We start from the raw sequence: 20,361 nt of genomic DNA, 5'->3' as shown, positions 1-20,361 counted from the left end.
AGTCGTCGAGGCCTTCGCCACCGGACTCGCCGAACTCCCCGCCGAACACGCTCCGCAGTACTATGAATACGCTTACGACATGTCCGCGCCCGAGGTGCGGCGCCTCCTGGAGGAGATCATGAAGTCTGCCACCTGGCCCGTCTACAGCCCCTTCGCCCGCGAGCACTACGGCCGCGGCATGGCGGACGGCGAAGCGAAAGGCAAAGCGGAAGGCAGAACAGAAGGCAAGGCCGAGGAGGCCGCCAGGCTGGTCCTGCTGGTGCTGAACGCCCGCGGCCTCGACGTCCCCGACGACGTCCGCACCCGGATCGCCTCCTGCACCGACCTCGACCTCCTGGAGATCTGGGCGACCCGCGCGGCGACCGCCCGGACCACCCACGACCTGTTCCACGAGACGAGCGAAGAGAACCACTGACGAAAACCCGCCCGCGAGTAGGGGCCGGCTTCCATCGGCCGGCGCGCCGGCTGCGGCTCCGGCTCCGGCTCCGGCTCCGGCTCCGGCTCCGGTGGCATCGGAACTCCTCTCCGGCGGAGATGCCGGGAAGCTCATGGGCTGAGCCGTCGCGCGCCGCCGGTACGGTCACCGTACCGGCGGTGTTTCCGCGCTCGGCCGGGAAAACAGTACGGCGTGCCAGAATGCACCATGACGCTGCCGACGCTGACCGTGGTGAGCGGGCCTCCGGGCTCAGGCAAGACGACCCTGGCCCACCGGCTCGCCCGGGAGCTCGGCCATCCGGCGATCATCCGTGACGAGATCAAGCAGGGCATGACCGACGCCGCCGGCGGCCGCGACCCCGGGGCGAGCGCGGCGCTCAACCTGCCGGTCCTGAGGGTGTTCTTCGACGTCCTCGGCCTGCTCACACGGGCCGGGGTCAGCGTGGTCGCCGAGGCCGCGTTCCAGGACCGGGTGTGGCGGCCGAACCTTCAGCCGCTCACCGGTCTCGCGCGGATCCGCGTCATCCGCTGCGTCGTCGACGCCGCGCTCGCGGGCGAGCGCATCGCCCGGCGCGCCGCCCACGACGCCCACCGGGCCGCCCATGCCGACCACGACCTGCTGAAGGCGATCGCGGCGGGCGAGCACGACCTGGCCGCCTTCGGCTGGATCAGCATGGACCTGCCGACGCTGACCGTGGACACCACCGGCGACTACGACCCGCCCCTGCCCGACATCACCGCCTTCGCCACGGAACGCGCCACCTCGTGAGACGGGGTCTCCGCGTGCCTCCGGCCCCGGATCCAGACGGTACGGTCTCCCCGTGACGGAACGACGTGCGATTCTCAGCGGCTCCACCTTCGAGGAGGAGATCGGTTACGCCCGGGCGGTGGTGGACGGGGATCTGGTCCACGTGTCGGGCACCACCGGGTTCGACTACGCGACCATGACGATCTCCGACGACGTGGTCGAGCAGGCCGAGCAGTGCCTGCGCAACATCGGCGCGGCTCTGGCCGAGGCGGGCTGCTCGTTCGCCGACGTCGTGCGGGTGCGGTACCTGCTGCCTGACCGCGAGGACTTCGAGCCCTGCTGGCCGACGCTGCGGCGTCACTTCGGTGGGGTCCGCCCGGCCGCGACGATGCTCGTGTGCGGCCTGGCCGATCCCCGGATGAGGATCGAGATCGAGGTCGACGCGCGCCGCCCCCGGACGCGGGACGCCTCCCCGGCCTGACCACCGGACGAAGCCTGACCACCGGACACCGCATACGGCATGGCCCCCGGACGTGACCTGAGCCCCGCTCCGTCCGCGCCCGGATCGGGGGTGTCGTTCGCGGGCCGGGCGGACTAGCGTGCTGGATCATGACCGAGGCGGGCGGGCGGATGATCGGGGGGCGTTACCGGCTGGTCGAGGCGGTCGGCGCCGGGGGCATGGGCCGGGTGTGGCGGGGCCACGACGAGCTGCTGGACCGTGAGGTCGCGGTCAAGGAGCTGATCCTCCCGCCGCACGAGGACGCGGCCCGGCGGCGGACGCTGGAACGGCGGGCGCTGCGCGAGGCGCGGGCGGCGGCCCGGCTGAGTCATCCCGGGATCGTCACCGTGCACGACGTCGTCACCGGCGACGGTGGCCCGATGATCGTGATGGAGTTCCTCGACGGCCCCTCGCTGTCGGCGGAGATCAGGCGGCTGGGCCGGCTGGACCCCGTCCGGACGGCGCGGATCGGCCTGGCGATGGCCGAGGCGCTGGCGGAGGCTCACGCGGCCGGGATCGTGCACCGCGACCTGAAACCCGCCAACGTGCTGCTCGCCGGGGACCGGGTGGTGATCACCGACTTCGGCATCGCGCACCTGGCCGAAGAGACCGCCCTGACCACCTCCGGCGCGGTGCTGGGCACTCCGGCGTTCATGGCCCCCGAGCAGGCCGGTGACCTGCCGGTCACCGCGGCGGCCGATCTGTGGTCGCTGGGGGCGACGCTGTACGCCGCGTCCGAGGGCCGCCCGCCGTACACCGGGGCGACCGTGCTGGCGGTGCTGGCGGCCCTGATCACCGCCGAGCCCGCCCCACCCGAGCACGCCGGGCCGCTGCTGGCTCCGGTCCTGACGAGTCTGCTGTGCCGGGACCCCGCGCGGCGCCCGGACGCCCGGCAGGCGGCGCGGGCGCTGGCCTCGATCATGGACGCCGCGTCCGTCGCCGCGACACCGCCTCCGGCCCCGACCCCGACCCCGGCCTCGACTCCGGCTCCGGCTCCGGCTCCGGCTCCGGCGGACACGGCTCCGCCGGCGGCTCCCGCACGATTGGAGGAGGCCCCGGTTCCGGCGCCGTTGGAGAAGGCGGCGGCCAGGGCGAAAACCCACGCGGGAGCCGCCACGCCGGATCCGGTGCGGCCGAAGACGACCACGACCCCGGACCCGGCGCGGACGTCCGGGGCCTCCCCGTCCCGGCGCCGGATCCTGCTGCTGGGCGGGCTCGGCGTCCTGACCGCCGCCGTCCCGGGCGCGGTGCTCCTCCTCGGCCCGGAGACCGGAGCCGTTCCGGAGACCGGAGCCTCCCCCGGAACCGGAGCCGCCGCGGACCGGTCCGGCGCCGGAACCCCGGATCCGGCGGGCCGCACCGGCAGCTCCCCCGGCCCGTCCGGCTCCGGGACCCCGGGCCCGGCCGCGACCCCGGCGGTCACCCCGGACCCCGGCGGCACCGCCCCGCCGGGGTCCGGGGCGTGGCGCCCGGCCGCCGTGCTGACCGGTCACGCCGACCACGTCTACGCCGTGGCCTTCAGCCCAGACGGGCGGACGCTGGCCACCGGCGGCGGCGACGGCACGGTACGGCTGTGGGACGTGGCGGGTCTCAGGAGCACGTCGGCGCTCACCCATGTCGGCCCCGTCTCCGCGGTGGCGTTCAGTCCCGACGGCAGGCTGCTGGCCGCGGGCGGCGACGACGTGCCGGTACGGCTCTGGGACGCGAAGAGCCGCGCGCCCGTCGCCTCCCTCGGCGGTATGGGCCCCGGCGCGGCGCTCGCGTTCGCCCCCGGCGGGAGGATCCTGGCCGGAGGCGGTGACCGTGCCGTGCAGCTGTGGGACGTGACCACCCGCCGGATCATCGCCACGCTGCCGCACGCCGACTTCGTGAGCGCGGTGGCGTTCAGTCCCGACGGGAGGCTCCTGGCCGCCATCGGCGGCGAGGAGACGGTCCGGCTGTGGGATGTGAAGAGCCGGAAGACCGCCACGGGCCTGGCCGAACGCACCCGGGGCGTCTCCACCCTGGCGTTCGGCCCGGACGGGAGCCTCCTGGCCGGAGGCGGCGACGACGAGACGGTGCGGTTGTGGGACGTGGCGAGCCGGAAGGCCGTCGCCGTGCTCACCGGCCACCGCAACTACGTGTCCCGGGTGGTGTTCAGCCCGGACGGCCGGCTGCTGGCCTCCGGCGGCGGCGACCGTACGGCACGGCTGTGGCGAGCCGGCTGACCGCCTGACCAGCGAGCCGGCGGATCGGCGGAGCGGACGGCGCTCCGGAGGCCGCGGTCCCGGTTCCGGCCCCGCGCGAGCCCGGGTCCACCGGCCGGCGGTCGTTTCATGAGGGCGAGGGCGATGCGGGAGGCCGAGGAGATGGCCCGGGGCCTCCACCGTAGCGCTCATCACGCAGGCCGTGGGGACCGCTCTTGGAACGGGGCGGTGGGCGGTGCATCATCGAGATCCCGCCCCGTGACGGCCCCAGACCGGCCATTCGAAGGAGAACGCCCGTGTCCCAGCGCGCCGACCTGCACGACCTGCACGAGGAGCTCGTACGGCTCCGTCATGACCTGCACCGCGAGCCGGAGATCGGCCTCGACCTGCCGCGCACCCAGGAGAAGGTGCTGCGCTTCCTCGACGGACTGCCGCTGGAGGTCGGCACGGGCCGGGCGCTGAGCTCGGTGACCGCCGTGCTGCGCGGAGCGCTGCCGGGGCCGACGGTGCTGCTGCGGGGCGACATGGACGGCCTGCCGGTGACCGAGCGCACCGGCCTGCCGTACGGCTCGGCCGTCGAGGGGGCGATGCACGCCTGCGGGCACGACCTGCACACCGCGATGCTGGCCGGGGCGGCGCACCTGCTGTCGGCGCGCCGGGACCGGCTGGCCGGATCGGTGGTGTTCATGTTCCAGCCGGGCGAGGAGGGGCACGGCGGGGCGAGGATCATGCTCGACGAGGGGGTGCTCGGGCTGACGGGCGAGCCGCCCGTCGCCGCGTACGGCATGCACGTGATCAGTGCGGAGATCCCGCACGGGCTGTTCGTCTCCAGGGCCGGGACGGCCATGGCGGCGGCGGACAAGCTGGGGGTCACGGTGCGCGGCCGGGGCGGGCACAGCTCAGCGCCGCACCGGGCCAAGGACCCGATCCCGGCGGCGTGCGAGATGGTGACCGCGCTGCAGACGATGGTGACGCGGGGCTTCGACGTCTTCGACCCGGTGGTGGTCACGGTGGGCAGCTTCCACGCGGGCACCGTCGACAACGTCATCCCCGACGAGGCCCGGTTCGAGGTGACACTGCGGTCGTTCTCGGCCGAGGCGCACGCGCGGGTGCGGGAGGCGGTGCCGGCGCTGGTGCGCGGCATCGCGGCGGCCCACGGCCTGGAGGCGGACATCGAGTACGTGGTGAACTACCCGGTCACCGTGAACGACCCGGCCGAGGCCCGGCACGTGGAGGAGACGGTCCGTGAGCTCCTCGGCGAGCACCGCCACCGTCCCATGCCGCGGCCGCTGACCGGGTCGGAGGACTTCTCCTTCGTCGGGCAGCGGGTGCCGTCGGCGTTCGTCTTCCTGGGTGCCTGCCCCAGGGACGCCGATCCGGGCGGGATGCCCTACAACCACTCGCCCGAGGCGTTCTACGACGACGGCGTGCTGGCGGACGGGGCCGCGGTCTACGCCGGGCTGGCCGAGCGGCGGCTCTCGGCCGCCGCACCCGCCTGACGGTCCCGTCGCCGGTGGGCCGCCCGCCGCCGGCCGTCCCACCCGGGTGGCGGCTCAGGCGGGCCCGCCCGCCGGATGCACGCGACCGGCCGGGTCCACGCGGCCGGTTCGCCGTACTCGCCCGGCGGGTTCCGGCGTCCGGCCGTCACCCCGCGGCGGGGCCGGCGGCCTCACGGAGCGCGGCGAGCAGGTTCCGTACCCGCTCGCGGGTCTCGCCGGGCCCGCCGGCGGTCAGCGCGGACCCCATCCCGCAGGCGACGGCCCCGGCGGCGATCCACTCCGGCGCGGTGTCCGCGGTGACGCCGCCGGTGGGCACCAGCGGCGCCTGGGGCAGGGCCGCCCGCACGTCGCGCAGCCAGCCCGGTCCGAACGCGGAGGCGGGGAAGAGCTTGACCGCGTCGGCGCCCAGCTCCAGGGCCCGGACGATCTCGGTCGGGGACGCCGCGCCCGGGATGACGGGCACGCCGTACCGGTGGCCGGTGCGGATCACCTCGGGGTGCAGGCTCGGCGAGACCAGGAAGCGGGCCCCGGCCTCGACGGCGGCGCGCGCGGCGGCCTCGTCGAGGACCGTGCCGGCGCCGACCAGCGCGTCCGGCGGGGCCTGCGCGACCGTCTCGCGGATCGCGCGCAGCGCGTCCGGCGTGGTCAGCGCCACCTCCAGGGTGCGCAGGCCGGCGTCCAGCATGCCGCGCGCCACGTCGGTCGCCTCGGCCGCGCCCGCGGACCTGACGATGCCGAACACCCGTTGCGCGACGGCCCGGCGGGTGATCTCCCAGCGGTACATCTTTGTCTTCTCCTCGTCTCGTTCCGTTCCGGCCGTTCAGCGGTGCACGGTCTCGCCGCCGTCGACGAACGCGGCCAGCGCGCGGTCGCGCTGGGACGCCGACGGCAGGCCCTCGACGTCGGTGACCGACTGGATCGTCAGGGCGGCGACCGTGGCGCCCTCCGCCAGCGCCCGCTCCGGGCCGAGCCCGCGCAGCGTGGCGGACAGGAACCCGGCCGCGAACGCGTCCCCCGCCCCCACCGGGTCCACCACGGGCACCTCGAAGGCGGGCCGGTTCCAGGAGCCCTCGGCGGTCACGGCCGTCGCCGACCGGTCGGGGTTCTTGACCACCACGGTGCCGACGCCGTCCGCCCGGAGTCGGGCGACGGCGTCGGCGGCGCGCCGGCCGGTCAGGAGCTCCAGCTCTTCCGCGCCGGCCAGCAGGATGTCCGCGCGGGACAGCAGCGGCTCCACGACCTCCCGCCACCGCCCGGCGTCGCCGAGCTTGCGGCGGACGTTGGGGTCGAAGGACACCGAGACGTCCCGCTCACGGGCCAGCTCCAGCAGCCGTCCGGTCGCCCGGCGGGTTTCCTCCGACAGCATCGGCGTGATGCCGGTCAGGTGGAGCAGCCGGGCGCCGTCCAGCGCCGCGGGGCCGGGCCAGTCGCCGGAGGCGTGGCAGGCCGCCGATCCGGCCCGGTGGTACTGCACGTCGATCGCCCGGGCGGGGTGGCTGTCGCGGATGAGCACCCCGGTCGGGTGCCGCTCGTCGGTCTGCGCGTGCGACAGGTCGACGCCCTCAGCGCGCAGGTCGGCGAGGACCGCCTCGCCCGCCGGGTCCGCGCCGACCCGGCCCAGCCACCGTACGGCGTGGCCGAGCCGTGCCAGTCCGATCGCCACGTTGCCCTCGGCTCCGGCCACCGAGCGGCGGAAGCTGCGGGCGCGGGCCAGCGGCACTCCGGGCTCGGCCACCATCAGGAGCATGCACTCCCCGTACGTCACGACCTCGGCCACAATCCCACCTCATTAAATATTATTTAATCGACCACTGTTGCCGCGATGATCGCCGCCGTCCCGGCTCCTCCCGCACCGGAGACCCACGATGGCCGTACGGCGGCGTCCTTCATCGGAAACCGTGTTCCAGCGGGGCGCCCTCGGCCCCGGGGACGCGCAGCCGCCACAGCGCCCCGCCGGAGTGCGCGGTGACGCTGTCGCCGAGCCGGCCCCCGTCGGTCACGTAGAGCGCGTCGCCGTCGAAGGCGCAGTTGGTGGGCGTCGCGGGACCGGTCAGCCGGGCCGCCTCGCGCCCTCCGGCGTCGAGGACGTGCACCGCCCCGGAGCCGACCCCGGTGACGAACAGCCGCCCGTCCGCCGCGGCGCACAGGCCGTCCACGAGCGCGCGTTCGTCGTCGAAGACGTGCAGGACCCGGATCGCGCCGCCGGCCGTACGGTGGACCACCCGGCGGGTGTACGACTCGGTCCAGATCACCCCGTCGCCGCCGGGGTGGGCGATGATCCCGTTGGGGTACACCGGCCCGAGGTCGGCGACCACCTCGGCCGTGCCGCCGGCGGAGACGGCGTACACGTATCCGGGGTCGGGGCGCTCCACCGGGTCGAAGCGGCCGGGGTCGGTGACGTAGAGGAGGCCGTCGGCGGCGAAGGCCAGGTCGTTGGGAGCGCGCATGGGCCGGCCGCCGGCCTCGGCGGCGAACATCTCGACGCGGCCCGCGGCGTCGACGACCTGGACGCCGGGGACGCGGGGGTCCTCGGACCGCCACGGCCCGACGACGCCGCCGTTCTGGGTGACGAACAGCCTGCCGCCGGCGCCGCGCGCGGTCGCGTTGGGGCCGCCGCCGACGCGGGCGTACGGCCGCACGCCCTCGCCCGGCGTGTACAGGCTGACCAGGCCCCGGTAGGTCTCGACGAACGCGACCGCGCCGCCGTCCAGTACCGACGGACCCTCCGGCCAGGCCAGATCCGCGCCGACCCGCTCGGCCGTCATCTCACGCCTCCCGCGGCGGCGCTTCCCCCGGCGGCGCTTCCCCCGGCGGCGCTTCCCGTGGCCGGTCCCCCGGCGGAGACGTCGGCGGCCTCTCCGCCGGAGGCTTCGGCGGCCTCCGCGGCGGCCCGCCCGCCGCCCAGCCGCCGGACGTCGCGGGTGGCCTCGTCGAGCAGCGCCAGCATGCGGTTCCGCGCGCCCTCGGCGTCCTGGTCGCGTACGGCCTCGGCGACGTCGCGGTGCCACTCGTAGCCGCGCTTGATCGACACGCGGTGGCCGTGGACGTAGCGGTCGCGGGCCTGCAGGCCGATCTCGATGACCACGGCGAGCTGCTCCACCAGCTCGTTGTGGGTCGCGGCGATGAGCGCCCGGTGGAACCGCAGGTCGGCGTCGACGATGGACTCGTCGGCGGGGTCGGCCCGTTCCATGTCGGCCAGCGCCGCCTCCATCTCCGCCAGATCCTCCCCGGTGCGGCGGCGGGCGGCGAGGGCCGCCGCCGACGGCTCGACCATGGCCCTGATCTCGGCGAGCTTCTCCAGCATCGACGGGTCGGTGAACGCCTCGAACTGCCAGCGGAGCACGTCCGGGTCGATGAGGTTCCAGGCCCGCCGCTCGCGCACGAACGTTCCCCGCTTGGGCCGGGCGTCGATCAGCCCCTTGCCCGCCAGCACCTTGAGCGCCTCGCGGATCGCGGTCCTGCTGACGTCGAACTCGACGGCGAGGGCGTCCATGTCGAGGGTGTCCCCGGGGACGAGCTCGCCCCTGACGACGCGCAGCCCGACGCCGTCCACGACCCGGCCGTGCATCCCCCGGTCCGGATATCTCCTCATGCCTCCCGCTCTCCTGTCGTCCGCAGGTGGTGATCAGCCATGTTCGACGACCACCCGCCAGGTCGTCCTCCCGGAGGCGGGCACGGCCGCCGTCTCGCCGTCCGCCGCCTGTGAGCGATCATGCACGGCGCCGAGCATAGGCTCCACCCCGAAGCTGCGGTAGGGCGGGCCGCCGTCCCAGGCGTATCCGCCGAGGTTCCGCCAGACGCCGAACCCCACGGGGCCGTGCTCGCTCTCCAGGCCGAACCGCAGCGCCGCCTCCCCCGTGGTGACGCGCAGCGACGCCAGCCCCGGCAGCAGGCAGAACGCCGCGCCGCCGTCGTCGGGGCCGAGCACGTCGAACCGGCCGGTCCCGGCGGGGCGCGGCCAGTGCCCGGTCAGGGGGCCGGGCCCGCCGTACGGCCACACCCGGGCGGGGTGACCGTGCGGGACCTCGACCCGGAGGCCCGGCTCGGGGACCAGCAGCGCGTGGAAGGCCCAGACGAACGGGTATCCCGGCTCCGCGCGCAGCTCGTAGTCCACCGTGATCCGCTCCCCGGCGGTGATCCGGCGCGAGAGGCGGTAGTCGCCGGTCTCCACGGCGGCCTCGGCGGCGTCGCCGGTCCACGGCAGCGCCCAGACCTCGCCGTGGTCGGGCTCGCCGACGACGGTGGGGAAGCACTCCTCGACCCCGCCCACGTCGACGAAGGCCGCACCGGGCGTCACCCCGGCGCGCCGCGGGTCGGGCCGGGACCACAGCCACTCGCGCCCGCCGGGGCCGGTGAGCGAGTCCCACCGGCCGCCGCGCCGGACGTCGACCGCGACGCGGAACCCGCCGGGGTCCCCGAGCACGCTCACCATTCGGTCAGGCTCCCGTCGTCGCGCCGCCAGACGGGTGAGCGCCAGCGGTGGCCGCGGGCCGCCGCGCGCTCCACCTCGGCGGCGTCCACCTCGATGCCGAGCCCGGGGGCGTCCATCAGCGGCACGTGGCCGTCGGCGTAGGCGAAGACGGTGGGGTCCACCAGGTAATCCAGCAGGTCGGCGTGCTCGTTGTAGTGGATGCCGAGGCTCTGTTCCTGGATGAGCAGGTTGGGGGTGGCGAAGCCGACCTGGAGGCTGGCCGCCAGGGCGATCGGCCCGAGCGGGCAGTGCGGCGCGAGGGACACGTCGTGCACCTCGGCCAGCGCGGCGATCCGCCGGGTCTCGGAGATCCCCCCGGCGTGGGAGATGTCGGGCTGCGCCACCGCGATGCCCGCCTCCAGGGCGGGGCGGAAGTCCCAGCGGGAGTACAGCCGCTCTCCGGTGGCGATGGGGATGCTCGTCGAGGCGGTCACCGCCGCCAGCTCGCGGGTCAGCTCGGGCACCACCGGCTCCTCGACGAAGAAGGGCAGGTACGGCTCCAGCAGCGGCAGGACCCGGCGCGCCATGGGCAGCGTCATGCGGCCGTGGAAGTCGAGCGCGACGTCGACCCCGTCGCCCACCGCCTCGCGCACCGCGGCGAGCCGGGCGGCGATCTCCTTGGTCTCGGCGGGCGTGTCCAGGAGCCGCAGCGCCCCGGAGGCGTTCATCTTGACCGCGGTGAAGCCCGCCTCGACCTGGGCGAGCGCCGCCTCGGCGACGTCGGAGGGGGTGTCGCCGCCGATCCAGCTGTAGACGCGGATCCGGTCACGGACCGGGCCGCCCAGCAGGCGGTGCACCGGGACCCCGTACGCCTTGCCCGCGATGTCCCACAGTGCCTGGTCGATCCCGGCGACGGCGCTGGACAGCACCGGGCCGCCCCGGTAGAAGCCGCCCCTGGTCAGGACCTGCCAGTGGTCCTCGATGCGCAGCGGGTCGGCGCCCACGAGGTAGTCGGACAGCTCCTCCACGGCCGCCGCCACCGTGGCGGCCCGGCCCTCGACCACCGGCTCCCCCCAGCCGGTGATCCCCTCGTCGGTGTCGATCCGCAGGAACAGCCAGCGGGGGGCGACCGGGTAGGTCTTGAGTGAGGTGATGCGCATGGGTCCTTCGATCAGTCCGAGTCCTTGACGACGCTCCAGCCGCCGTCGACGGTCAGCGAGGCGCCGGTGACGTAGGAGGCCTCGTCACTGGCGAGGAACGCCACCGCGGCCGCCACCTCCTCGGGCGCGCCGAGCCGTCCGGCGGCCGTGGCGCGGGCGCTGCGCTCCCGGCCGGCCTCGTCGACGCCGTCCCAGGCGGCGGTGAGGACGGGGCCCGGCAGTACGGCGTTGACCCGGACCTCGGGCCCGTACTCCACCGCGAGCTGGCGGGACAGGGACAGCAGGCCGCCCTTGGAGGCGGCGTAGGCGGGACGGCCGGGCAGGCCGAAGTTGGCGTGCACGCTGGAGACGGCGACGACCGCGCCGCGCGAGCGGCGCAGCTCCCCGGCGAAGGCGGCGACGCCGAGGTAGAGGCCGGTGAGGTTGACGGCGAGCTGGGCGTTCCAGTCCGCCAGGCCCACCTCGTGGGCGGCTCCCGCGCGCAGCGTGTAGGCGTTGCCGACCAGCACGTCCAGGCGGCCGTGGAGGTCCAGGACCAGTTCGCGCAGCGCCCGCCAGTCCTCGGGTGAGGAGACGTCGCAGCGGGCGTGGCGGGTCCGCGGCGTCGCGGCGGCGAGCCGCCCGCCGGCCTCGTCGTCGACGTCGGCGACGACCACCGAGGCGCCCTCGGCGGCCAGGCGCCGCACGACGGCGGCGCCGATGCCGCGGGCGCCGCCGGTGACGACGGCGGCCTTGCCCTCGAAACGCCCGCCCGCGCCGGAGGCAGGACCGTCCACGCCGGAGGTCCCGTCCGTCCTGGAGGCAGGACCGTCCACGCCGGAGGCCGGGCCGTTCGTCCCGGGGACCGGGCCGCCCGCCCCGGGGGCCGGGCCGCTCACGCCGGGAGTCCCACGCGGCGCTCGCCGCTGCGGATCTGCTGGATGACCACGGCCACGACCAGCAGGAGGCCCTTGGCGACGTTCTGCCAGAAGGGGTTGATGCCCAGCAGCGTCATGCCGTTGGTGAGCACGCCGAGCAGCACCACGGCCAGCAGGGTGCCGCTGACCGCGCCCTTGCCGCCGCGCATGGCGCAGCCGCCGAGCGCCGCGGCGGTGATCGCCTCCAGCTCCAGTCCCTCGGAGCCGGAGATCGGCTGGCCCGAGCCGGTCCTGGCGGTGATCAGCACGCCGCCCAGGGCGGCGATGACGCCGGTCGCCAGGTAGACGCCCAGGATGTAGCGGTTGATGTTGATCCCGGCCAGCCGGGCCGCGATGTCGTTGCCGCCGATCGCGTAGATGTTGCGGCCGATGTCGGTGTACTTCAGCAGCACGTGTACGGCCAGCGCCACGATGATCAGCACCCAGATGAGCGTCGGGATCCCGGCGACGGCTCCCCGGGCGAGGAAGACGAAGACCGGGTCGCTCCCGGTGTAGCCCTGCGCGCGGCCGTTGGAGACGAGCTGCGCCACGCCCTTGAACGCGGCCAGGGTGGCCAGCGTGGCGATCACCGGGTTGACCCGGCCGTAGACGATGACGCACCCGTTGACCAGCCCGCACAGCGCGCCGATCACGAGGGCGCCCAGGATGCCGAGCGGGGCGCTCCCGGTGGTCGCTGTGAAGATCATCGCTGAGGCGACGGACGCCAGGCCCGCGACGGAACCGACGGAGATGTCCAGGGCGCCGAGGATGATCACCATGGTCTGGCCGATGGCCAGCAGACCGGAGATCGCCACGGCGGTGCCGATCGTCTTGAGGTTGGCGGTGCCGAAGAACACCGGCTCGCGGGCGCCGATCAGCGCGACGAGCAGCACGAGCGCGATGAGAAGGCTGATGTTCTGCACGCCCGCGCCGTCGAGCACCCGGCGCACCGCCGAACGCCGTTCCGGCGCCGCGATGGGCGCCTCCACCCGGGTCTGACTCACTGCCCCGCTCCCTCACTGGTGATCTGGTCGGCCATGGCGAGGGCGAGCACCTGCTCCTCACCGGCCTGGCGCCGGTCCAGCTCTCCGGTGACGCGGCCGTTCTGCATGACGACGATCCGGTCGGCCAGGCCGAGCACCTCGGGTAGTTCCGAACTGATGACGAGCACGGCGACGCCGTCCGCCGCCAGCCGGTCGATGATGGAGTAGATCTCCGCCTTGGCGCCGACGTCGACGCCGCGGGTCGGCTCGTCGAGGATGAGCACCTTGGGCCTCCTCGCCAGCCAGCGCGCCAGGACGACCTTCTGCTGGTTGCCGCCGGACAGGCGGCGCACCTCCGTCTCCACGGACGGCGCCTTGACGCGCAGCCGGTCGGCGTACTCGCGCACCAGCGCCCGCTCGGCGGCCCGCCGTACCAGGCGGAACCGGCTCAGCCGGTCCAGCACGGCCAGTGAGACGTTGTCGCGGACGGAGCGGTGCAGCAGCAGCGCCTGGGCCTTGCGTTCCTCGGGGGCCAGCCCGATCCCGGCGCGCACCGTGTCGGACGGGGAGCGCGGCCGCAGCCGGCGGCCCTCCAGCAGCACCTCGCCGGAGCGGATCGGCAGGTCGCCGACGACGGCGCGGGCCAGCTCGCTGCGCCCGGCGCCGACCAGGCCGGCGAGCCCGACGACCTCCCCGGCGCGCACCTCGAAGGAGACGTCGGTGACGTCGTCGGTCGTGACGCCGTTCAGGGTGAGCACGGGCTCGCCGGGCCGGTTGCGCTCCCGCTGGAACATGGCGGACAGATCGCGGCCGACCATCATCCGGACGAGCTCGTCCTCGCCGGTCTCCGCCGCGGGGCGCACGCCGGCCAGGCGGCCGTCCCGCAGCACGGCGACGCGGTCGGCCAGCCTGAGGATCTCCTGCATGCGGTGCGAGACGTAGACGATCGCGACGCCCTGGTCCCGCAGCCTGCGGATCAGCGCGAACAGCGCCGACACCTCGTGGTCGGAGAGCGAGGAGGTCGGCTCGTCGAAGGCCAGGACCCGCACCTCGCCGGTGAGGGCGCGCAGGATCTCCACGAGCTGACGCTGGGCCGGCGACAGCCGCTCCCCCGGGCAGCCGGGGTCGATCGCCCCGGCGAAGCCGAGCCGCTCCAGGTCGGCACGGGTCCGCTCGGCCAGCGCCCGGTGGCTGAACAGGCGGCCCTTGGCCGTCAGGGCGCCGACGTGGACGTTCTCGGCGACCGAGACGTGCGGGATGATCTCGGGTTCCTGGGCGATGACCCGCACCCCGGCGCGGCGCGCGTCGGCCGGGGAGCCGAAGGAGACCTCCTTCCCGCCGAGGAGCAGCCGGCCGTCGTCCGGCCGGTGGTCACCGGTGATGATCTTCAGTAGCGTCGACTTGCCCGCGCCGTTCTCGCCCATCAGGGCGAGCACCTCGCCGGGCCGGACGTCGAGCGTCACGTCGTCCAGCGCCCGCACGGCGCCGAACCGCTTGCCCAGGCCCTCCACGCGGAGGGCCGGGCCGCCCGTGGCCGGTTTCATGGTCGATGTCATGGCCGTCTTCCCACGTCGTACCGCGTCGTGCCGGTCAGGTGCAGACCACGCCGGCCTGCTGCCAGGTGCCCGCGTCGACCATCTCCGTCTTGGCGATGGTCCTGGGGGGAAGCTCGGCCTCGCCGCGGACCTTCTTCACCAGCGCCCCGGCGGCGGACCTGCCGACCTCGGTGCCGCTGATGAACAGCGCCGCGCGGTTGCCGCTCTCCTTGCCGGCCTTCCAGTCCTTGCAGGTCAGATAGGCGCCCAGGCCGACGCCGATGACGTCCTTCGCGCCGAACCCGGCGTTGGCCAGCGCGGTCACCGCTCCGGTCTCGCTCTCGTCGTTGCAGCCCCAGACCACCCAGTGCTTGACGGAGGCGTTGGCGGTGACGGTGGCCGCGGCCTTGTCCTGGGCCCCGGTCACGGTGTTGTCGGCGCCGAGGTCGATCTTCTTCACGCCGGTGACGCCCTCCTTCTGGAAGGCGTCCCAGGCGCCGCCGACCCGGTCCTGGCAGACCGACAGGTCCAGCTTGGTGACGCTGAGCACCGCGGTCTCCTCCGGCTTCCAGCCGGACTCCTTGAACAGCTCGGCGGCCTTCTTGCCGACCTGCTCGCCCATCATCGTGCCGTCGAATCCGACGAACGGGGCCTCCTTGCCGGAGCCGTCCTTGATGACGTCGTCGGAGGCCAGCAGCGGGATCCCGGCGGCGCGGGCCCGGTCGATGACCTGGGGGCCGATCTGCTGGTCGGGGACGACGACGGCGATGGCGTCGAACTTCTGGGCGATCGCGGTGTCGATCGCGCTGATCGCCTTGTCGGCGTCCTCGCCGACGTCGAACACGGTGACCTGGGCGCCGAGCCCCTTGGCGGCCTCCTTGGCGCCGTTCGCCTGGTCGACGAAGTACTGCTGGTCTCCCTGCTTCTGGATATAGGCGATCTTCACGGTCCCGTCCTTCTTGACCGTGGTCTCGCCGGAGGCCGTCTCCTGCCCGGAGGAGCAGGAGACGGTGCCCGCGGCGAGGGCCAGGAGACCGAAGGTGATGCCGATCAGGCGCATCCGCACATGGGTCATGGGGCGCGGTTCCTTCCACCGATGTCCACCCGTCCTCGGCGGGTGGCGAACATTAAATAGTATTTAATACACAGCACAGGAGAGCTTGTAAAGCGGTGAGGAGGGATCCGGTGACGGGCCCGAGCCCGGATCCGCGACGTGCGGACCCGGAGCGCACCCGCCGGACGGGGGAACGCCGGCGGCATATGAACCCGGGGGACGTGCCGCCGGCGTGCGGATCGGGAGCGCGCCCGCGTCACACGGCTCCGTGACGCGCGGACCGGAAGCGCGCCCGCGATACGTAAACCATCCGATGCGCCGCACCCGCCCCAGCGGCAACACTGGGCGGCGTGACCATGTCCTCCTCCGCCGGCGCGCGCCGCGTCGCCCTGCACCGGCGGGCGGACGTGGAGCCCCAGGAGATCGGCCTGGCCGACCACCGCGACCCGTTCGGCGACGCCGTCACGACCTGGAAGTACGCCCGCTGGACCGGCGAGGAGACGCCGATCGGCTTCCCCGCCGCCGAGCTGGTGCCGTCGTGGACGGCGAGCGCCCCGCCGGGGTCGTGGATCCAGGTCGAGCTGCGGGCCCGCACCGCGTCGGGCGACCTGACCCGCTGGTACGTGATGGGCCGCTGGGCCGAGGAGGACGGCGACATCCACCGCACCTCCCTGCCCGGACAGGGCGACGAGCACGGCGACGTCGCCGTGGACACCTACGTGGCGGCCCGCCCGGTGACGGCCTACAGGCTCAGGTTCACCCTGTACGGCTCGGGCGCGCGGGTCCACGGGACCGCGGTGATGGCCTCGGCCCCGGCGGACGCCGCTCCTCCGGACGCCGTCCACACTGACTCCTCGGACGCCGTCCACGCCGCTCCCTTGGGTGCCGTCCACGCGGCCCCCCGCGCCGGCGCCGGTCATCGGGCCCCCACCGCGGCCGGAGCCGCGGACGCCCGGACCGCGGACGCCCGGACCGCGGACGCCGGGACCGTGCCGGCCGGGCACGTCGAGCTGGACGTGCCGTGCCGGTCGCAGAAGGTCCACGCCGGGCACTTCCCGCAGTGGGACGGCGGCGGGGCCAACTGGTGCGCCCCCGCCTCGACGAGCATGGTGCTCGCCTACTGGGGCCGCGGGCCCGCCGCCGCCGATCTGGACTGGGTCCCGCCGGACGACCCGTGCCCGGCCGTGGACCACGCCGCCCGCGGCATGTACGACCACGGCTACCAGGGCACCGGCAACTGGCCGTTCGGCGTCGCCTACGCCGGCCGCTACGGCCTCACCGGGTTCGTCACCCGGCTGCGCTCACTCGCCGAGCTGGAACGCCTGGTCCGCGCGGGGATCCCGGTCATCACCTCGCAGTCGTTCCGGGAGCACGAGCTGCCCGGCTCCGGCTACTCCACCGGCGGCCACATCATGGTCGTCGCCGGATTCACCGCGGACGGCGACGTGATCGTCAACGACCCCGCCGCCCCCGGCGACCACGAGGTGCGCCGGGTCTACCCGCGGGCCGCGTTCGGCGACGTCTGGCTCCGCTCGTCCGGCAGCGGGGGGATCGCGCACGTGATCCACCCGCCCGGCTTCTCCCTGCCCCCTTCCGACGGCAATTGGTGATCATGCTGAACGACTCTCCCATCCGCCCCGTCGACGTGGCCCGGGTGGACGACCGTCCCCTCTGGGTCGAGATCTCCGGGGAGGAGGTGTGGTGGGACGAGCCGCGTCCGCACGAGGGCGGGCGCAGGTGCGTGGTCCGGCGCGGCCCGGACGGCGTGCCGCGCGACGCGATCCCCCAGGGCTGGAACTCCCGCAACCGCCTCATCGAGTACGGCGGGCGCTCCTGGCGGCCGCTGCCGGACGGTGGCGTGGTGTTCACCGATTGGTCCGACCAGCGGATCTACCGGTACGGCGGGCGAACCGCGCCGGACGCCGCCGCCCCGGTGCCGCTGACCCCCGGCGACGGCGCCCGCTACGGCGACCTGTACCTGCCGCCGGGGCGCGCCGAGGTGTGGGCCGTGCGCGAGACGCACCCCGCCGGGCCGTCCGCCGGACCCGGGACCGACAAAGGCACGAGCACCGGCACCGGCACCGATTCCGGTGCGGACCCCGTGCCCGGTCCCGCGGAGGGGGCCGCGGCCGGGCCCCGCCGCGACCTGGTGGCGGTCCCGCTGGACGGCGGCCCGGTGCGGGTGATCGCCTCCGCCCAGCACTTCCTGGCGAACCCGCGCCTGTCCCCCGGCGGCACGCACGTCGCCTGGATCGGCTGGGACCACCCGAACATGCCGTGGGACGACACCGAGCTGTGCGTGGCCCCGCTGGGCGCCGCCGGTACGGCCGGGCCGTACCGGGTCGTGACGGGCGGGCTCGAGGAGTCGGTGGTCCAGGCCGAGTGGCGCGACGACGGCGCCCTGTACGCGCTGACCGACCGCGACGGCTGGTGGAACCTGCACCTGGTGCCGCTGGACGGCGGGGAGCCGCGCAACCTCGCCCCGCTCGAAGAGGAGTGCGGCGACGCGCCGTGGCGGCTGGGCAACACCTGCTTCGCGCTCGCGGGCGACCGGATCGTCCTGCTGCACGGCACCCCGGCCCGCCGCCGCCTCGGCGTGCTGGACCCGGAGACGGGGCGGATCGAGGACGTCGAGGCGCCGCCGACCTACTGGAACCCCACCGTCTCGGCCTCGGGCGACGTGGTGGCGGGCGTGGCGGCCTCGCCGTACACGCCGTTCGAGGTCTTCCGGGTGGACCTGCGGACCGGCGGGCACGAGGTGCTGTCGGCGCGCAAGGAGCTGCCGCCGCGCGAGGTGCTGCCGGAGCCGGAGGCGGTGACGTTCGACGGCGTGCACGCGCACGTGTACCCGCCGCGCGGCGTCACCGGGCCCGCCCCCTACGTGGTCTTCGTGCACGGCGGCCCGACCAGCGCGAGCACCATGGTCCTGGACCTGGAGATCGCCTACTTCACCAGCCGGGGCATCGGCGTGGCCGACGTGAACTACGGCGGCTCCACCGGGTACGGCCGCGCCTACCGCGAGCGGCTGCGCGGCGGGTGGGGCGTGGTGGACGTGCGCGACTGCGAGACCGTGGCGCGCGGCCTGGTCGCCGCGGGGAAGGCCGACCCGGACAGGGTCGCGATCCGGGGCGGCAGCGCGGGCGGCTGGACGTCGACGGCCGCGCTGGTGCACAGCACGGTGTTCCGGGGCGCGGTGGCCCACTACGCGATCACCGACCCGGAGGGCTGGGCGGCCGAGACCCACGACTTCGAGTCGCGCTACCTGGACGGGCTGATCGGCCCGCTGCCCGAGACCCGGCAGCGCTACCTGGACCGCTCCCCCACGCTGCACGCGGACCGCGCCTCCGGCCCGGCGCTGCTCATGCACGGCCTGGAGGACGCGATCGTCGACCCGGTCCAGGCCGAGCGGTTCGTCGCGGCGCTGGACCGCGCGGGCACGCCGTGGGCGTACATCACCTTCCCCGGCGAGCAGCACGGCTGGCGCCGCGAGGAGACGATCGTCGCCGCCCTGGAGGCGGAGCTGGCCTTCTACGGCCTGATCTTCGGCTTCCCGACACCCGAGGTGCCGCCCCTGGCACTTAAGGGTATGCACCAATAATCCACTTTCGGGGGAGTTTTTTTCGATGAACGAGGTCGCCCAGATCTGCTCGGACCTGATCAGGTTCGACACCACCAACCCCGGCTCGGGCGAGCGCCCGGCGGCCGAGCACGTCGCCGAGCTGCTGACCGACGCCGGCGTCGAGCCGGTGGTGTTCGAGTCGGCCGAGCGCCGTACCAGCGTGGTCGCCCGCATCCCGGGCGACTCGCCCGAGGCCCTGCTGATCCACGGCCACCTGGACGTGGTCCCGGCCGAACCGGCCGACTGGCGGGTCCACCCCTTCTCCGGAGAGGTCGCCGACGGCTGCGTCTGGGGGCGGGGCGCGGTGGACATGAAGGGCACGGTCTCCATGACGCTCGCCCTGGTCCGCGACTGGGCCCGGCGCGGCGTGCGGCCGAAGCGGGACCTCGTGCTCGCCTTCCTGGCCGACGAGGAGGCCACCGGCGAGTACGGCGCGCGCTACGCGGCCACCCGGCACCGGGAGCTGTTCGAGGGCTGCACCGAGGCGATCAGCGAGTCCGGCGGCTACAGCGTCCAGGCCCCCTCCGGGGCGCGGATCTACCCGGTCGCGGTGGGCGAGCGCGGCACCGCGTGGATGAGGCTCACCGCGACCGGCGTCGCCGGCCACGGTTCCAAGCCGCCCAAGGACAACGCCGTGGCCGAGTTGTGCCACGCGCTGTCCAGGATCGCCGCCCACCGCTGGCCGGTGCGGCTCACCCCGGGGGTGGCGGCGCTGCTCACCGAGCTGGGCGACATCCTGGGCGAGCCGATCGACCTCGACCGGCTGGAGGAGGAGGCCGACCGGCTGGGCTCGGTCGGCGCGCTGTTCGCGGCGCAGATCCGCAACTCGGCGAACCCGACCATGCTGGAGGCCGGTTACAAGGTCAACGTGATCCCCGGCACCGCGAGCGCGCACGTGGACGGCCGCTTCCTGCCCGGATACCGGGAGGAGTTCCTGGAGACGATCGACCGGCTGCTCGGCCCGAAGGTCACCCGCGAGTTCGTCAGCTTCGAGGACGCCCCCTCCGCGCCGGTGGACTCGCCGTTCTTCGACCGGCTCTGCGAGGCGCTCGTCGCCGAGGACCCGGCGGCGCGGCCGGTGCCGTACGTGATGTCGGGCGGCACGGACGCCAAGTCCTTCGCCGACATCGGCATCAGGGGGTACGGCTTCGCTCCCCTGATGCTCTCCCCCGACCTCGACTACTACGGCATGTTCCACGGCGTGGACGAGCGCGTCCCCGTCGAGGGCCTGGAGTTCGGCGTCCGCGTCCTGGACCGCCTGCTGGCCGCCTGACCGTCCGGCCGCGCACCGGGAGCGCCTCCGGGCCCCGGTGCGCGGCCGGAACGGCTCAGAAGA

17 protein-coding genes and 1 pseudogene are annotated in these 20,361 nt (G+C 74.8%); 8 read left to right on the top strand and 10 right to left on the bottom strand.

All coding sequences use genetic code 11. The features are described from left to right. From ACFYSC_RS27755 to ACFYSC_RS27735, 5 genes and pseudogenes are all read left to right on the top strand, one after another. Nucleotides 1-415, top strand: a pseudogene (locus tag ACFYSC_RS27755) (hypothetical protein); the annotation flags it as partial. 228 nt (nt 416-643) lie between these two features. Then, the gene (locus ACFYSC_RS27750; RefSeq protein WP_389967557.1) at nt 644-1,204 is read left to right on the top strand and encodes an AAA family ATPase; all 561 of its coding nucleotides are present in this window, start codon (nt 644-646) and stop codon (nt 1,202-1,204) included. 52 nt (nt 1,205-1,256) lie between these two features. Next, nucleotides 1,257-1,664: a RidA family protein gene (locus ACFYSC_RS27745; RefSeq protein WP_389967555.1), complete on the top strand. Its 408-nt coding sequence runs from the start codon at nt 1,257-1,259 to the stop codon at nt 1,662-1,664. A gap of 128 nt (nt 1,665-1,792) precedes the next feature. After that, nucleotides 1,793-3,889: a WD40 repeat domain-containing serine/threonine protein kinase gene (locus tag ACFYSC_RS27740; protein ID WP_389967553.1), complete on the top strand. Its 2,097-nt coding sequence runs from the start codon at nt 1,793-1,795 to the stop codon at nt 3,887-3,889. Between the two features lie 275 nt (nt 3,890-4,164). Then, nucleotides 4,165-5,367, top strand: a complete 1,203-nt coding sequence (locus tag ACFYSC_RS27735) for a M20 family metallopeptidase (protein WP_389967551.1) — start codon at nt 4,165-4,167, stop codon at nt 5,365-5,367. Nucleotides 5,368-5,512: 145 nt separating this feature from the next. Here the strand turns inward: ACFYSC_RS27735 and ACFYSC_RS27730 are convergent, their stop codons facing one another. From ACFYSC_RS27730 to ACFYSC_RS27685, 10 genes are all read right to left on the bottom strand, one after another. Continuing rightward, on the bottom strand, nt 5,513-6,151 hold the full coding sequence (locus tag ACFYSC_RS27730; RefSeq protein ID WP_389967549.1) for a bifunctional 4-hydroxy-2-oxoglutarate aldolase/2-dehydro-3-deoxy-phosphogluconate aldolase: 639 nt from the start codon (nt 6,149-6,151) through the stop codon (nt 5,513-5,515). A 36-nt stretch (nt 6,152-6,187) separates the two neighbouring features. Then, nucleotides 6,188-7,144: a sugar kinase gene (locus tag ACFYSC_RS27725; protein ID WP_389967547.1), complete on the bottom strand. Its 957-nt coding sequence runs from the start codon at nt 7,142-7,144 to the stop codon at nt 6,188-6,190. Between the two features lie 109 nt (nt 7,145-7,253). After that, nucleotides 7,254-8,132, bottom strand: coding sequence for an SMP-30/gluconolactonase/LRE family protein (locus ACFYSC_RS27720; RefSeq protein WP_389967545.1), 879 nt, complete (start codon nt 8,130-8,132; stop codon nt 7,254-7,256). Further along, the gene (locus tag ACFYSC_RS27715) at nt 8,129-8,959 is read right to left on the bottom strand and encodes a FadR/GntR family transcriptional regulator (RefSeq protein ID WP_389967543.1); all 831 of its coding nucleotides are present in this window, start codon (nt 8,957-8,959) and stop codon (nt 8,129-8,131) included. The genes ACFYSC_RS27720 and ACFYSC_RS27715 overlap by 4 nt, the downstream gene beginning before the upstream one ends. Nucleotides 8,960-8,992: 33 nt before the next feature. Then, nucleotides 8,993-9,799: a hypothetical protein gene (locus ACFYSC_RS27710; protein WP_389967542.1), complete on the bottom strand. Its 807-nt coding sequence runs from the start codon at nt 9,797-9,799 to the stop codon at nt 8,993-8,995. Continuing rightward, nucleotides 9,793-10,938 (bottom strand): galactonate dehydratase, encoded by a 1,146-nt coding sequence (dgoD, locus tag ACFYSC_RS27705; protein ID WP_389967540.1) that lies wholly within the window; start codon nt 10,936-10,938, stop codon nt 9,793-9,795. Before dgoD ends, ACFYSC_RS27710 begins: the two co-directional genes overlap by 7 nt. A gap of 11 nt (nt 10,939-10,949) precedes the next feature. Continuing rightward, nucleotides 10,950-11,714 carry an SDR family NAD(P)-dependent oxidoreductase gene (locus ACFYSC_RS27700; protein ID WP_389967539.1) on the bottom strand — a complete coding sequence of 255 codons (765 nt, stop codon included), beginning with the start codon at nt 11,712-11,714 and terminating at the stop codon, nt 10,950-10,952. Nucleotides 11,715-11,812: 98 nt separating this feature from the next. Further along, a complete protein-coding gene (locus ACFYSC_RS27695; RefSeq protein WP_389967537.1) occupies nt 11,813-12,838 on the bottom strand; it encodes an ABC transporter permease in 1,026 nt (341 codons plus the stop codon). Then, nucleotides 12,835-14,373, bottom strand: a complete 1,539-nt coding sequence (locus ACFYSC_RS27690) for a sugar ABC transporter ATP-binding protein (protein WP_389967535.1) — start codon at nt 14,371-14,373, stop codon at nt 12,835-12,837. The genes ACFYSC_RS27695 and ACFYSC_RS27690 overlap by 4 nt, the downstream gene beginning before the upstream one ends. 34 nt (nt 14,374-14,407) lie before the next feature. Further along, nucleotides 14,408-15,427, bottom strand: a complete 1,020-nt coding sequence (locus ACFYSC_RS27685) for a substrate-binding domain-containing protein (protein ID WP_389967533.1) — start codon at nt 15,425-15,427, stop codon at nt 14,408-14,410. A 335-nt stretch (nt 15,428-15,762) separates the two neighbouring features. Here ACFYSC_RS27685 and ACFYSC_RS27680 point away from each other — a divergent pair, with 335 nt between their 5' ends. Genes ACFYSC_RS27680 through ACFYSC_RS27670 form a run of 3 tightly spaced genes read left to right on the top strand, consistent with a single transcriptional unit; the run spans nt 15,763 to nt 20,298 of the window. After that, a complete protein-coding gene (locus ACFYSC_RS27680; RefSeq protein ID WP_389967566.1) occupies nt 15,763-17,016 on the top strand; it encodes a C39 family peptidase in 1,254 nt (417 codons plus the stop codon). 2 nt (nt 17,017-17,018) lie between these two features. Continuing rightward, on the top strand, nt 17,019-19,004 hold the full coding sequence (locus ACFYSC_RS27675; protein WP_389967531.1) for a prolyl oligopeptidase family serine peptidase: 1,986 nt from the start codon (nt 17,019-17,021) through the stop codon (nt 19,002-19,004). Nucleotides 19,005-19,029: 25 nt separating this feature from the next. After that, nucleotides 19,030-20,298, top strand: coding sequence for a M20/M25/M40 family metallo-hydrolase (locus ACFYSC_RS27670; protein ID WP_362938332.1), 1,269 nt, complete (start codon nt 19,030-19,032; stop codon nt 20,296-20,298). Nucleotides 20,299-20,361: the final 63 nt, after the last annotated feature.

The organism is Streptosporangium sp. NPDC004379, from assembly GCF_042873875.1.
Taxonomy (GTDB): domain Bacteria; phylum Actinomycetota; class Actinomycetes; order Streptosporangiales; family Streptosporangiaceae; genus Streptosporangium.
The sequence above is the reverse complement of the archived record's forward strand: the minus strand, read 5'-3'. Positions and strand labels throughout refer to the sequence as shown.